Raw genomic sequence first — 12,011 nt, forward strand, 5'->3', positions numbered from 1 at the left:
GAGCAACCGGTACCGCGGCCTTCGACTCGACGAGCGGCAGACCGTACTCATGGCGCTGCGCGAGGGGGAAGAGCGTTGAGGAGGCTGCTGCCGAGGCAGGCGTCACCCAGATGGTGCGGTCCGGACTCGGATCCGGACCGCATCCGCGGTGCGCTGGAGGGACTCACGGGGCCACAACCACCAGGCCCGTACCGGAGGACTAGGAAGGACGAGCTCCACGAGGCGCGCGAGCACCACATCCAGTAGGTCCAGGTGGATCTAGATGTTGCGGGTCATGACGTTGTTGACGCCGATGGTCATCGGATCTCGTTGTCGGGATGCTGCGCGTCGTAAGCCTGGCGGGCTTGGGCGATGGTGTCTCGGTGCTCGAGTGACCAGTCGGCCAGTGCCTTGACGAGGTGGGTCAGGCTTGCGCCGGTCTCGGTGAGTCGGTAGTCGACCTGGGCAGGCACGGTTGGGTAGACGGTCCGAATTACCAGCCCGTCGCGTTCCAGCCGGCGCACGGTCAGCGTCAGCATCCGCTGGGAGATTCCATCGATGGCGCGCTGGAGTTGCCGGAAGCGCCGCGCCCCGTTCGCAAGCTCGACGATCACGAGGACCGACCACTTGTCGCCCACGCGGTCGAGAACGTCGCGGATTCCGCAGTCGGGGTGGTCCGGTTGCCCGCACGGTTCCAGCCCTGCGGGGCCAGCGGTTACATCGGTGTGCGTCACTGACATGAAACTGCCTCCTTGTGGGCCGACCGCGGTCGGTTCAGGATCGCCGTAGTTACTGAAGAGAACCACGGTAGGAGATTGAACGGCAATGATCATGGTGACCGGCGCGAACGGACAGCTTGCCTCCCTCACGCTCCAGGAGTTGGCCGGCCGGAAGGTGCCCGCTCTGGGTGGCAGCCGAACACCCGCCGACGGGCAGCGCCGACTGGACTTCGACGACTCCACCAGCCTGGACCTCGCCGGTGTCTCGACGCTGGTCTTGGTCTCGGCCGGGTATGCGGAGGACGACCAGGTCATCGCTCGTCACCGGGCCCTTCTTGACGCTGCGGTCCGGGACGGCGTCGCGCACGTGATCTACACCAGCCTGACCGGCGCCGGGGATCATCTCGGGTTCGCGCTCGCCCACCGCGCCACTGAGGACCTGGTCAAGGCCAGCGGTCTCGGGTGGACGATCTTGCGCAATGGTCTCTACGCCGAGCTCTTCGGAGCGCTGTTGACGTGGACACCCGATGGCCTGGAGTCAGCTTTTGGCGATGGCGCTCTCTCTGCGGTGGCTCGGGCGGACCTGGCCGCAGCCGCAGCCATCGTTGCCAGCCACCCGACCGCGCACGTCGACAAGACCTACGACCTGGTCGGCGACCCGATCACCGCCGGCGACGTCGCCGAACGTCTCGACGTCGCCCACCGAGCGATCGGGCTCAGCGAGTACCGCGCCCGGCTCCTCGCGGACGACGCACTGCTGCCGTTCCAGCCGCCGATGCTCGCCTCGATCGCCACCAGCGTCCGCCATAGGTTCCTCAGCAACTCCAGCCCCGACCTTGTGGGACTGCTCGACCGACCGCTCACCGATGCGCTGGCCGTTGCGGTGGACACCGCGGCTGCGATGCGCCCCGGCGCACGCTGACGCGGATGGTTCATCGCAACGCGCCGCTGTCCCTCGAAGGTCGTCGGCGGCTGGTCGAACGCTGCCTTACCCGTCCCATCGCGCATGTGGCCGCTGAGATGGGCATCTCTCGTGCGTGCGCATCGAAGTGGGTCAACCGCTACCGCCAGGATGGGGAGCTCGGCCTCCTGGATCGTTCCTCGGCCCCTCACCGCCAACCGACAGCAGTCTCTGCGGACGCCGTGGCACGGATCGAGGACCTACGTCGCACGCAGAAGTGGCCCGCCTCCCGGATCGCCTTCGAACTCCGAGACGAGGGCATCAAGGTCAGCTGTCGCACGGTCTCTCGTCACCTTCTCGCCCTCGGGCTGAACCGCCGCAAGTTCATCGACCCGAACGGCTCCTCAAACCGCGAACCACGCAAGATCATCGCTCGGCGGCCCGGCCACATGGTCCACATCGACGTGAAGAAGGTCGGCCGCATCCCCGACGGCGGCGGCTGGCGAGTCCACGGCCGAGGAACAGACCAGGCCAAGGCAGCCGAACGTTCCAAGAGGAGGACGAAGCGGGGCGGCTACGTCTACCTGCACTCCGCGGTCGACGGTTACTCCCGACTCGCCTACACCGAGGCGTTGCCTAACGAGAAAGCAGTTACTGCGATCGCGTTCATGCACCGCGCCCGTGCATGGTTCGTGGCCCACGGCATCACCCGCATCGAGCGGATCGTCACCGACAACGGAGCCTGCTACCGCGCCGAAGCCTTCCCACGGGCGCTGCTCGGCTCGCGTCACCAGCGGATCACGCCTTACACGCCGCGCCACAACGGGAAGGTGGAGCGCTACAACCGGATCATCTCCGAGGAGTTCCTGTACGCCCGCACCTGGACATCAGAAGACCAACGCCGCGAGGCTCTCGGCGTCTGGAACATCCACTACAACTACCACCGGCCCCACACCTCCATCGGGAACCAGCCCCCGGCGGCTCGACTACGAGACGGCGTAACCAACGTCCTGACCTCGTACATCTAGAGCCGATGGGCAACCAATCGATACGATCCACCCCACCGGGATGCAACCCACCGCCTTCATAGTGGAGTAGCCATGGCAACCATGTTGCGCCGACAAGAAGTTGACGTGGACGTCGACTTCAACGGATTCGGGCTGCAAGACACCGACGACTCAGCTGTGCCCGACCCTTACCCCGACGGGCGTGAACCGGGTGGCCCGTTCCTCTCCGCCTACGAAGGTCGGATCGACATCGAGAGCGCCGGCCACACGCACACCGCCACCTTGACCGTCGAAGTCTGGGACGCCAACCCGCCCCAGGACAGAAGGACAGCGTGGGAGGTGCAAGGCGAGACTGAGTTCCGGTCACCGTCCGGAGAACTGGAGATCCGTGCGGTAGCGGGAGCACAAGAGGACTACGTGGAACTAGGGATCCCCAACCGCCTGTGGAGAGTGCGCCTGTTTTGCGCCGGGCGTGAGGAGGTAGCCGGCCTCGCCCAGCACGGAGTCCCGCAAGGCACGGAACGCTACCTGGCGCAATTCTGGCCAGCACCCAATAGCGGGGAGTAGCTCTAACGCCCCTCCCCGCCGCGCGACTACTGGATCGAGACCAGGAACCCGTCGTCCGGGCCATCGATCAGGCGATTCTTCGTCAGGAAGCCTGCCAGGATCGTGCCACCGGCTCCGTTATCCGCCTTCGTCAAGGGCCTTGCAGAGAAATTGTCCGCAGGGGCTGACTGGTCATACTGCTTCTGAGCGGAACCCTCGTAGGTTGTGGCGAACGGGAACTCGTCACACTCCCGCTTGCGGTTGGGATTCTGGGGATCCTCCGGGTAGTTCTTTCCCCAGTTCTGCTCACATACTTTGATGGCCGCAGACCGGTTGTCCTTGCGCCGTTGCCCATCGTGGTAAAGCCGGTGCAGCGGCTTCTTCGGGTCCCGGCCAGGGATGTCTCGATGCGCGTTCTTCGGGCGAATATCAGGAGTGTTGTTGTAGGCGTCTCGGATGTGCTCAGCCACTTCCTTCTCTGCAGCCCCCTGCTTCGAGCTGTACGGCAGCGTGACGACGTTACTGAAAACTGCGCCGCCCTTCTTGGTCACATACTTGGCCGTGTCCCACCGCGGGGCGAGGAAGAAGAGTTTTCCGCCCATGTCGCCGGACATGCCCCACCCAGGCGGAGGGGTGATACTGATCCGGGGTTCGTAGACCGCAAAGACGAGGTCATCCTTTTTGGACCGGTCCCCCTGCCCTGACGCGAAGGTCACTGAATGAGTGAAGGAGGAGGAAGCTCCTTGCCGGGCGATCGCGTCGAAGCTTCGAGCCCCGGGGACACTGCCGCCCTGGGTGTACTTCGCAGCGGCTGGCCACTTCTGGGGGACCGCCATGCTCGGCTTGATGGTCAGCCCGTTGGTGGCATTCCTGCCAGTCTTGGCAAAGTTGGAGAAGTAGGTCTGCGCCTTCATCTCTCTGCTGCCCTTGGCAATGGTTCCGATCGTACGGACGTCGAATGCGCTCTCGCCTACAGGCTTCCGGTTCTGTGTCCAGAACTGGATGAACGAAGCGCCGGTGCAGACGGCGAAACGAGACTTGATGAACAGCTTGTTCTTAGTCCCAAGCCCCTTCTTGCATTCGTCGAACGTCATCTCGTGCGACGGCTCCGGATATGAGGCGCTGGCCGCCGCCAAATCAGAGTCCTCGGAGACGTCATCGGCTGGATTTTCCGCCGTGTCTGCCGGCGTCGACTCCGAGGAGTTGACGTCCTCCTGTGCCGGGTCTGCTGCTGCCCCCGGATCGTAAGTAGCGGCTGGCCCGACCGTCCCGGTGGCGGCTTCGCTCTCGGCGTGCAGGCTGTGAGCGCTTTCCTTGAAGGCGCTGAACGAGCGCTCCGACTGGAGTTCCTCCAGGGAGGGAATGGGGGCGCCAGCCGGAAGGATGAATGTTTCTATGCCGAGCTCGCTGTCTGCCGCATCGTTTGCCGTCGCCGATGATGCCGTGGGCACCAGGAAGGCGACAGCAGTCGCCAAGGCCAGCGAGCGTAACCTCCGGCGGGTACGAGCAGGGTGTGGTCTTGCCACGTCGGTCCTCTCAATGGGTTTGCCTCTGGCGCGCAGCCCGCGCGTCAGCGCCTCAACTCAACCGTCGGGTTGACTCTCCCGCGACCGGACGTCGAACACGTGACTCATTCCTGAGTCCTGAATGGCCGATATCGCGCACCGTGGACCACTTCAGTGCCATTTTCTTCACTAGCGGAAACACGTCGGGCCCCGTCTCGCTCACCAGAGGTGGGACCCCTCACCTATGGAGGACGTCGACGACCCCGTAGGCCGTACCGAGGGTCTCCGCCCCGACCGTCACCCGTTGGCCGCCCGATGGCGACGGCGGGTGGACCACTATCCGACCAGGCCCGGAGACACATCCGGCCTGCGCTCGGACCTGCCCGAACGCATCCGGGGAGGTCGACAGCTTCCACACGCCAGATCTCGGCACGACTCTTGACCTTGAGCGCTCAGCAGGCGGATCGTCGTCACCCACACCCCACCGCACACCTGGGGCACCATGACAAGCAACGAACCGGGCATTGAGATCTGCAGTGCCATTCTCGCTAACGGCAATCGATTCGCCGTTGCCGTCACCACCGACGTTGGCATCCACACGCTGACCGAAGAAGAGTTCATAGCCCAATACGGACCGGACCGCATGCTGGCCCTGATCCGACCGGCCCAGATCTCCCCAGGCGTAGAAGAGGAAGCCCGGGACACGGAACCAACAACCATCCAGCCAGCTAGCCCGACGTAGTGCATCACCGCACTGGCTACCTCTCGGCAGGCAGCCGGCGGGCGAACCGGGCGGCCAGCTCGTCAGTCAGCTCCGCCGCAGGGCCGCCACCTGCGGCCAGGGCCTGCAGCAGCGCCACCACGGCCCGCGCCTCGCCGAGCGTCATCAGCGGCTGCCGCTCGTCCTGGTCCTCGATCAGCGCCCACAAGCGTGCGACCTCGTCCATGCCACGATCAGCAGAGGATGGGGCAGGCAAGGCACTTGTCGGTGTCTCCTGGGCGCGTGCCTCGGCATCCGGCGCATCGAGGAGGTAGTCGATCCCCTTGAGGGCGTACCAGGTGTCAAGCTCCTCCGGGCTGAGAGACCACGCGGCGGCGCGGGCACGGAGCTCGTCGTAGGTCAGCCGGCACTCGTCGAGCAGCCGCTGACGCTGCACCTCCAGCTCTCCACGTGTCATACGAACCAGCGAAGCCATAGCGTCCTCACCCCGAGAAGCGAAACGACCGCCGCCCTCTTGCCCTGGCCCGGTTTGGTAGCCCTCGGCCAGCACAAGGACGGCGGTCAGTGCTGCAAGGCGACCGCGCTTACGACCCGCTCGAGCACGCGTGGACCATACCGCCTCTGATGAGGCCGCAGCGCGTGCTCGATGGAGTTCACCCCGTCCACGTAACAGGCTTCGAACGTGAGCCCCCATGCTGGAGACCAGTGCGGGGGCTCACGCTGTCCTACTGCGCCGTCTGCCCGCTGCCGGCGCACGTGGACCTGTCATCAGGCCCCTGATGCATCGCCACCGGCGACCCCGGCTCGGCGCCCACAATCTGCCCACACACAGGGCACGTACCCTCACACCGCCCCGGATCGAACCGCTGACCTCGCACGCAGACCTCCTTCATCGGACGCCACACATTGCACACCGATGGTGAGGCCAGCGTGAGATCGTTCGCTAGACCGCCTCAGGCAGGTCGTAGCTCCGCCCAGGCTGGCGTCCGGACTGAAGGGCGTGCTCGAAGATGCAGAAGATCCGCGACCCGTTGTGGAAGTTCACGCCGAAGCCCGGGTGCATACTGGGCGCCTCCCCGTCCGAGTAGCCGTAGGCGCTGGCGATCTCGAGGGACCCCGAGTTGTGCAGCGCGGCTACGAAGTACAGCTCGGCCTCGCGGACATCGATCTTCCCGCCCTTGATGATCTCGGGCCACGGCGCCTCGGCCGGCGCGTCGCCCTCGACGGGGGCCTCCGCGACGGGGTTGCCATCCTTGTCCTCGAAACGCTCACCGGGGGCCCGGCTGTACGTGATGCCGGCCCAGATCTGCGCACCGGTCGTGAACTCCACCTTCAGGCCGAAGGGGCGTTTCGTGCCTTCGGTCCACGGCTCGACAGTCCGGACGTCCGGGGCCTGAGCGAGCGTCTTGACGGCGAACTCCTGGAAGCGTGCGGGTCGCATTTGTGATCATTCCTTCCATCGCGGCCGACCCAGTCTAGGGACGATCGCGGTCCGATTCCTCTTGGATCACCGCATCGCGAGCCACTCCGTCGCCACGCCTCGCCTGGGCAGCCCGACGCCCCTTGAGGTCCGTGCGATGCCCCTGTCGCGACTTCCGGTTGCGGAAGTACGGCTCCAGCACGCGCCAGTCGAAGAGCCGCATGCGGCCCACCTTCGGCGCCTGGTCCAAAGGAACCGGCCAGTCGGGGTCTGTCTCGGCAAGCTGCCGGATCCGCTGGACGGTGAGCCGCGCCAGCTTGGCCCGCTCCAGCCGATCAGGCATCTCCGGGAACGTGACCATGTCGGGCCCTCCTCTGGCGTGCGCTTCCTCTCCCTGGGGGGAGTTGGGCATGCCCCCATCCTCTCAACTTCCTTGTTTTAAAACAAGGAAGTAGCTACTCTCGAACCAGCACCAACAGAACGGCCCCGGCCGGCGCTCGCAACGCCGTGTGGCCGGGGCCAGTCACCCACCTGCGTAACCAGGAGGAATGACCATGCCGAACTCTAACGGCGACAGCCGCGGTGAGCACGCCCGCGCGCAGAGCACCGGGGGCAGCGTCTTCAACGAGCCGGCCGACGCCAAGCGCTGTCGGGCGGACTACGAGAAGGGGAAGGGCGCCCGAAAGGCCGAGGTGGACCGGCAGCGGATCGCCCGCAGCAAGCGCGCCGGCCGGTGACCGTGATCTGGGCCGTCTTCGACCAGGGCGGTCAGGCGCTGGCCCGGTTCGATGACGACTGCGGACGTCTCGACCCGGCCGTTCTCGCCGTCCAGGCCCTCCACACCACGTACCGCGGCGTACCCGGTGTCTTCGCCGACGAGCTGTGCCTGCGTCACGAGGAGCCCGCGTTCACCTGCCGCCGCTGCGCCCAGCAGGTGGACTGCCCCGACTGCGACTGGCCCCGAACGGCCTGCCCGCAGCACCGCTGACCCACAGACCGCCGGGCCCGCGCCTTCCTCTTCCGCGGGCCCGGCCCGCCTCCGCCAGGAGCAGCAGGTGAACTTCAAGCCACGCTTCACGGTCCGCGTCGTCTGGTGGGCCAGTCTTGCCCTGATCGGTGGTGCAGCTGCCGGCATGACCGGCTGGTCCCTGTACAAGGTCGCCGACCACTACAAGGTGCCCGACTTCCTGGCTATCGGTACAGCCGCCGTCTTTGACGGCGCGGCTATGGCTTGCCTCTTCCTCGCCGGGCAAGCCACCCGCGAGCGCCGCTCCGCTCTGGGCCCGCACTGCGCCACCCTCGGGCTGGCCGCCGTCTCCGTCTACCTCAACCGCTTCCACGCCAACCTGATCCACGGAGGCCTCGGCGCCTTCCTCCTCTTCGCCGCCCCTACCATCGCGCTTCTTCTTGTCGCGGGCCTGTCATGGTCCGCCACCCGCGCGCGCCTCCGGGCCGAGGACGGCGAAACGCCGGCCACCTTGCCGCGCCTTGGCGTCTGGGGCTGGCTGTTCGCCCGAGAGCAGGCATGGGATCGAACGAAGCGGCACGTGATGGCACACGTCGTCAGTCCCAGCAGCACTCTGCCGAAATCCGAGCAACCTCGGCCGGAGCGCACCTACACCGCGACGGAGAGACTGCGGGAGCGGTTCTCGGCAATGGACCCCGCTGAGGCCATCGAGATCGCACACGAATCGCAGCCCGATCTGAAGCCAGCCGAACTCGCCGCGCTGCTCGTCCACTACGGCGTGATCGTTGACGCCGTCCAGGTCACCCTCGTCCTCCGCGGCGAGACCCGTCACGCCGCCACACTGCACCGAGCTGATACGCCTCGCGCTGCGGATGTCGTGCAGCATGATGCGCCGCAGGTCGGAGCCCTGCCGCCGGTCTCAAAGACCAAGGCGATCCTCGATGCCGCATCGGCCCTCGGCCCTGATGCGAAAGCCAGCGACATCGCCCACCGAGCTCAGCTCATCGCCCGTATCCCGGTCGACACGCCGTACGTCCGCACGGTCCTGTCGCGGGCGCGGAAAGCGGAGCAGCTCCGCACCGGAGCTGCGCAGGGCGTGGCGCAGCGAACGCGCCAGCTGGAGATCGACGGCGTCGGCAAGGGCGGAGGCGGCTACGCATGACGCTCTTCGCCTGGCTCTGCCCCCTCCAGGCCGCGCTCGCTGCGGCCGGCCTCATCACCTACTGCCGCCGGGGTCCCGGCCATCACGTCCTGCCTGCCCTCATCGCCGTCACGGTCGTCTCCGTGGCCGCCCTCTCTCACCTCGAGGACACCATGTTGTTCTGCGCGCTGATTTGCGTCAGCGGTTTCTGCGCCTACTTCGCTGTCGACCGCCGATTCCACTGGGCCATCCGCCTGCTCGCCGCCGCGGCCGCTGTCGTGGCGCTGTGCCTGAGCTACGGCCGGTCGTAGCCATGCCCAAGCCCATCACCCCGACCCGCATCATCCCGGCCGACCAGGCCATCCCCGCCGCGCCCCCGCTGCCCCCGGCACCGCCCGGTGCGGTGGACTTGCCGCCCTGGCGCGAGCCTGCACCACTGCCTCCACCGCCGCCTCCGCCACCGCCGTTCGTGCCGCCCCCCACGACGGTGCCGTGGCCACCGCCCCCGCCGCCAGCCGGACCGCTCGAGGTACGCGTCGTCGTCGACCTGGCCCCTGCTCAGCCCCAGCCAGAGGACCGGCGCGACTTCAGCTGGTTCTGGAACTGGATGCGCCCCTGGCGCACCGCCACCGCCACTATCGCCGTCCTCTTCCCGGTCCCTGCCTACGGCCACAGCCTCACCAGCGCCTGGGCCGCCACACTCCACGACGCCCGCACCGACAACCTGTCCACCGCCTACATCCTCGCCATCGCGGCCTCGGGCAGCGCCCTTTTCGTCGACCACTTCCGATCGGCCTGGTGGACCCGCGCCCTCCTCATCGTCACCACCATCGGGGGCACCGGAGCCCTCGGCTGGTACGACCCCGTCACCTTGCTCACTGGAGTCCGCCCGTGAACATCGCGCTGAGCCTCGGGGGCGTCGCCCTGGCCTTCGGCATCCTGTACCTGAACCTGAGGACCTGGTCGAAGTCCAACCGCGACTTCAAAGCAATCGCGCCCTACGCCAGCGGCAGCCTCCTCGGCGCGCTGTCCACCGTCTGCGCCGGCGGAGCCCTCGGCTGGGGCGCCATGGGAGCTGGAGCCCTCCTGTCCAAGGGCGGCGACAAATCCGTTCACACCGTGGTCGGCACCAGCACAGCACCGGTGGCAACCGCGATGGACGGCACCCTCAGCAACGAGGGGGGAGTGATCGTCTTCCTGCTTGCCCTCGCCGTAGCAGCCTTCTACAAGGCCTCCGGCAAGAAGGACCGGCACCGCATCGTCGGCGGCTTCCTCACCTTCGCGGTCCTCGGCATCCTGCCAGCCGTGTCCGCGGTGCTCGCCTACCTTGTCACGGGCATCAACTGGGCAGGGGAGTCGGGCCTGAACCTGCTGAACAGCGGGACGGGCCTGCTGTGAACCTGCCTCCGTACATCCCGTACATTGGCCACCGATTCGCCTCCGGCTCCGTCGTGCTCGGCACGCGTATCTGGAGCTGGGCTTGCGACTGGTGCGCCAGCAGCTACCGTGACGACCTCACTGGCCTCAAGGCCGCGCTCGGCCCCATCACCCGCGGGCTCGCCCTGCTCGGCGCCGGATGGGGCTGCGTGCTCGCGGTGGCAGCCGCTCCCGACACCATGTTCGTGATCCTTTTCGCATGGGGGATCGGCGCATGGAAGGCGGCCCCGCCAACAGACGGCGAGGGCATCGCGGAACCGGGTGAGCCCGACTCGGCCGCCGGTTTGCGAGCCCCCGAACCCGCCCTTCCCCTGGAGGAGTTCTGCGGCCTCGTCCGGCAGCTCGCCCAGGGCGGCGCCGGCGCCCACCTCTCCACTCTCGCCGAGCACCTCACCGGCGATCCCAAGGGCACCTCCACCATCCGGGCCCTGTGCGCCGAGTATGGGGTACCGGTATCGCCGTCCGTCCGGCACGCCGGCCGCGTGTCCACCGGGGTCAAGGTTGCCGACCTTCCTCCCCTCTCTTCGCTCACCCCCGAGGGCCCGGACGTAGCCGTAGTTGTCGCAGGTCAGGACACAGCTACAGACCCGACTACAGCTACACCTACACCCCTCGTGGAGGAGCACTGCGGCGGTGCGCTCAAGATCGTCCGCGCGTCCCAGCCCCTCCACACCGCCTGACGATACGACTGGAGATCACCGTGACCACCACCATCACCCTCGACCAGATCACCACCACCGGTGGCGCCGTGATCCTGCTGGTGCGCATCACCGAGCAGATCGACGACGAGACCGACGTCCACCACGGCTGGGAGTGCGCCGGGTGCCAGCAGAGCGCCCAAGTGGCCCGCCGCGCCACGGCCGAGGAGGAGCAGGCCGCGGCACGCCGGGACGCTGAGGGCCATGGTGCGGCATGCAACAGCCGCAACCACACCTCCAAGACGATCCAAAGTTGAAATTCCTCTCACGCACCTACTGACACACGGGACGCTTGGGTCTACCTTGATCTCACTCGGTTCAAGGGGGCCACACCGCTATCCCAAGGGCGGTTGTCGCTGCTGGTCAGCCCCCCTGTGCCAACAGCGTTCCGGGGCCGAGTCAGTGCCTCCCGAAGGGCCCTTCGGGAGGCACTTCAACGTTTACGCTTCCTCGTTCTGCGAGGCCATGGCGCGCGGTCACGCGAGGCTGGAGTTCAGCGAGGAGCAGCAGCCCATTAGTCCGCTGATCACCACAGTCGACCTGCTGGTCACCAGCCTTCGATAGCGATCAAATAGGCTCATATTCACACAATTGACCCGCGCTGACAGCCAGTCGCGTCAGGCTGAAGGTCATGGTCGATGAGCTGGCGCGGGACAGCAGCGCCCTACGGAAGGCGTTCAACGCCGGCACTTGGGAGCCGACACCTGAGGAAGCCTGCTGGGCCGAGGACATCGCACGCGGTCGCTGGACGTCTGAGGGGCTCAGGTCGGGCATCCGGCAGGCGACCGTGATCGACAGCCCGGTCATCGGTCTGCTTGACCGCGCGGTCCGTGTCCTCGAGGCGCCGGCTCTTGCTGGGACGGAGGCGGCGGCGTTCGCGCTCCTTGAGCTGCGGGTGCTGGTTGACGCTATTGCGCCGGCCCCATGAACTGTCATGGGGCCGGCGCTTGCCCTGCGTGAAATCGCAACG

General features: G+C 67.0%; 18 protein-coding genes. 13 read left to right on the plus strand and 5 right to left on the minus strand.

Annotation, left to right across the window (positions count from 1 at the left end; translation table 11 throughout):
- Nucleotides 1-296: 296 nt before the first annotated feature.
- Nucleotides 297-719, minus strand: coding sequence for a winged helix-turn-helix transcriptional regulator (locus tag AC07BS_RS11710; RefSeq protein WP_478931662.1), 423 nt, complete (start codon nucleotides 717-719; stop codon nucleotides 297-299).
- Nucleotides 720-804: 85 nt separating this feature from the next.
- Between AC07BS_RS11710 and AC07BS_RS11715 the strand changes: the two genes are divergently transcribed.
- The 3 genes from AC07BS_RS11715 (at nucleotide 805) to AC07BS_RS11725 (ending at nucleotide 3,173) form a co-directional block, all read left to right on the plus strand.
- Complete coding sequence (locus tag AC07BS_RS11715) at nucleotides 805-1,620, plus strand: NAD(P)H-binding protein (protein WP_478931664.1); 816 nt, start codon at nucleotides 805-807, stop codon at nucleotides 1,618-1,620.
- Between the two features lie 5 nt (nucleotides 1,621-1,625).
- The gene (locus tag AC07BS_RS11720; protein ID WP_478931666.1) at nucleotides 1,626-2,627 is read left to right on the plus strand and encodes an IS481 family transposase; all 1,002 of its coding nucleotides are present in this window, start codon (nucleotides 1,626-1,628) and stop codon (nucleotides 2,625-2,627) included.
- 72 nt (nucleotides 2,628-2,699) lie between these two features.
- A complete protein-coding gene (locus AC07BS_RS11725; RefSeq protein WP_478931668.1) occupies nucleotides 2,700-3,173 on the plus strand; it encodes a hypothetical protein in 474 nt (157 codons plus the stop codon).
- A gap of 26 nt (nucleotides 3,174-3,199) precedes the next feature.
- On the opposite strand, the gene AC07BS_RS11730 is transcribed toward AC07BS_RS11725, so the two are convergent.
- Complete coding sequence (locus AC07BS_RS11730; RefSeq protein WP_478931670.1) at nucleotides 3,200-4,627, minus strand: NucA/NucB deoxyribonuclease domain-containing protein; 1,428 nt, start codon at nucleotides 4,625-4,627, stop codon at nucleotides 3,200-3,202.
- A gap of 532 nt (nucleotides 4,628-5,159) precedes the next feature.
- Here AC07BS_RS11730 and AC07BS_RS11735 point away from each other — a divergent pair.
- Nucleotides 5,160-5,399 (plus strand): hypothetical protein, encoded by a 240-nt coding sequence (locus tag AC07BS_RS11735; protein WP_478931672.1) that lies wholly within the window; start codon nucleotides 5,160-5,162, stop codon nucleotides 5,397-5,399.
- A gap of 16 nt (nucleotides 5,400-5,415) precedes the next feature.
- On the opposite strand, the gene AC07BS_RS11740 is transcribed toward AC07BS_RS11735, so the two are convergent.
- The 3 genes from AC07BS_RS11740 to AC07BS_RS11750 form a co-directional block, all read right to left on the minus strand.
- A complete protein-coding gene (locus AC07BS_RS11740; protein WP_478931674.1) occupies nucleotides 5,416-5,853 on the minus strand; it encodes a hypothetical protein in 438 nt (145 codons plus the stop codon).
- 468 nt (nucleotides 5,854-6,321) lie between these two features.
- Nucleotides 6,322-6,819: a hypothetical protein gene (locus AC07BS_RS11745; RefSeq protein ID WP_478931675.1), complete on the minus strand. Its 498-nt coding sequence runs from the start codon at nucleotides 6,817-6,819 to the stop codon at nucleotides 6,322-6,324.
- Nucleotides 6,820-6,853: 34 nt separating this feature from the next.
- Complete coding sequence (locus AC07BS_RS11750) at nucleotides 6,854-7,159, minus strand: hypothetical protein (RefSeq protein WP_478931677.1); 306 nt, start codon at nucleotides 7,157-7,159, stop codon at nucleotides 6,854-6,856.
- 193 nt (nucleotides 7,160-7,352) lie between these two features.
- Between AC07BS_RS11750 and AC07BS_RS11755 the strand changes: the two genes are divergently transcribed.
- From AC07BS_RS11755 to AC07BS_RS11795, 9 genes are all read left to right on the plus strand, one after another.
- Entirely contained in the window at nucleotides 7,353-7,535 is a 183-nt protein-coding gene (locus tag AC07BS_RS11755) for a hypothetical protein (protein WP_478931679.1), read from the plus strand.
- Nucleotides 7,532-7,786, plus strand: coding sequence for a hypothetical protein (locus AC07BS_RS11760; RefSeq protein WP_478931681.1), 255 nt, complete (start codon nucleotides 7,532-7,534; stop codon nucleotides 7,784-7,786). The genes AC07BS_RS11755 and AC07BS_RS11760 overlap by 4 nt, the downstream gene beginning before the upstream one ends.
- A gap of 67 nt (nucleotides 7,787-7,853) precedes the next feature.
- Nucleotides 7,854-8,927 (plus strand): DUF2637 domain-containing protein, encoded by a 1,074-nt coding sequence (locus AC07BS_RS11765; RefSeq protein WP_478931683.1) that lies wholly within the window; start codon nucleotides 7,854-7,856, stop codon nucleotides 8,925-8,927.
- Nucleotides 8,924-9,217: a hypothetical protein gene (locus AC07BS_RS11770; RefSeq protein ID WP_478931685.1), complete on the plus strand. Its 294-nt coding sequence runs from the start codon at nucleotides 8,924-8,926 to the stop codon at nucleotides 9,215-9,217. The genes AC07BS_RS11765 and AC07BS_RS11770 overlap by 4 nt, the downstream gene beginning before the upstream one ends.
- A gap of 2 nt (nucleotides 9,218-9,219) precedes the next feature.
- A complete protein-coding gene (locus AC07BS_RS11775) occupies nucleotides 9,220-9,801 on the plus strand; it encodes a hypothetical protein (protein WP_478931687.1) in 582 nt (193 codons plus the stop codon).
- On the plus strand, nucleotides 9,798-10,304 hold the full coding sequence (locus AC07BS_RS11780; RefSeq protein ID WP_478931689.1) for a hypothetical protein: 507 nt from the start codon (nucleotides 9,798-9,800) through the stop codon (nucleotides 10,302-10,304). The genes AC07BS_RS11775 and AC07BS_RS11780 overlap by 4 nt, the downstream gene beginning before the upstream one ends.
- A complete protein-coding gene (locus AC07BS_RS11785; protein WP_478931691.1) occupies nucleotides 10,301-11,023 on the plus strand; it encodes a hypothetical protein in 723 nt (240 codons plus the stop codon). Before AC07BS_RS11780 ends, AC07BS_RS11785 begins: the two co-directional genes overlap by 4 nt.
- A gap of 20 nt (nucleotides 11,024-11,043) precedes the next feature.
- A complete protein-coding gene (locus AC07BS_RS11790) occupies nucleotides 11,044-11,298 on the plus strand; it encodes a hypothetical protein (protein WP_478931693.1) in 255 nt (84 codons plus the stop codon).
- Between the two features lie 374 nt (nucleotides 11,299-11,672).
- Nucleotides 11,673-11,969, plus strand: a complete 297-nt coding sequence (locus AC07BS_RS11795; protein WP_478931695.1) for a hypothetical protein — start codon at nucleotides 11,673-11,675, stop codon at nucleotides 11,967-11,969.
- The last annotated feature ends 42 nt before the right edge of the window (nucleotides 11,970-12,011 follow it).

The organism is Streptomyces sp. NPDC044063, assembly GCF_056434285.1.

What these genes read in the sequence shown, in the direction of transcription:
- AC07BS_RS11710 (WP_478931662.1), bottom strand. Translation starts at nt 719, where the DNA reads ATGTCAGTGACGCACACCGATGTAACCGCTGGCCCCGCAGGGCTGGAA.
- AC07BS_RS11715 (WP_478931664.1), top strand. Translation starts at nt 805, where the DNA reads ATGATCATGGTGACCGGCGCGAACGGACAGCTTGCCTCCCTCACGCTC.
- AC07BS_RS11720 (WP_478931666.1), top strand. Translation starts at nt 1,626, where the DNA reads ATGGTTCATCGCAACGCGCCGCTGTCCCTCGAAGGTCGTCGGCGGCTG.
- AC07BS_RS11725 (WP_478931668.1), top strand. Translation starts at nt 2,700, where the DNA reads ATGGCAACCATGTTGCGCCGACAAGAAGTTGACGTGGACGTCGACTTC.
- AC07BS_RS11735 (WP_478931672.1), top strand. Translation starts at nt 5,160, where the DNA reads ATGACAAGCAACGAACCGGGCATTGAGATCTGCAGTGCCATTCTCGCT.
- AC07BS_RS11740 (WP_478931674.1), bottom strand. Translation starts at nt 5,853, where the DNA reads ATGGCTTCGCTGGTTCGTATGACACGTGGAGAGCTGGAGGTGCAGCGT.
- AC07BS_RS11745 (WP_478931675.1), bottom strand. Translation starts at nt 6,819, where the DNA reads ATGCGACCCGCACGCTTCCAGGAGTTCGCCGTCAAGACGCTCGCTCAG.
- AC07BS_RS11750 (WP_478931677.1), bottom strand. Translation starts at nt 7,159, where the DNA reads ATGGTCACGTTCCCGGAGATGCCTGATCGGCTGGAGCGGGCCAAGCTG.
- AC07BS_RS11755 (WP_478931679.1), top strand. Translation starts at nt 7,353, where the DNA reads ATGCCGAACTCTAACGGCGACAGCCGCGGTGAGCACGCCCGCGCGCAG.
- AC07BS_RS11770 (WP_478931685.1), top strand. Translation starts at nt 8,924, where the DNA reads ATGACGCTCTTCGCCTGGCTCTGCCCCCTCCAGGCCGCGCTCGCTGCG.
- AC07BS_RS11775 (WP_478931687.1), top strand. Translation starts at nt 9,220, where the DNA reads ATGCCCAAGCCCATCACCCCGACCCGCATCATCCCGGCCGACCAGGCC.
- AC07BS_RS11795 (WP_478931695.1), top strand. Translation starts at nt 11,673, where the DNA reads ATGGTCGATGAGCTGGCGCGGGACAGCAGCGCCCTACGGAAGGCGTTC.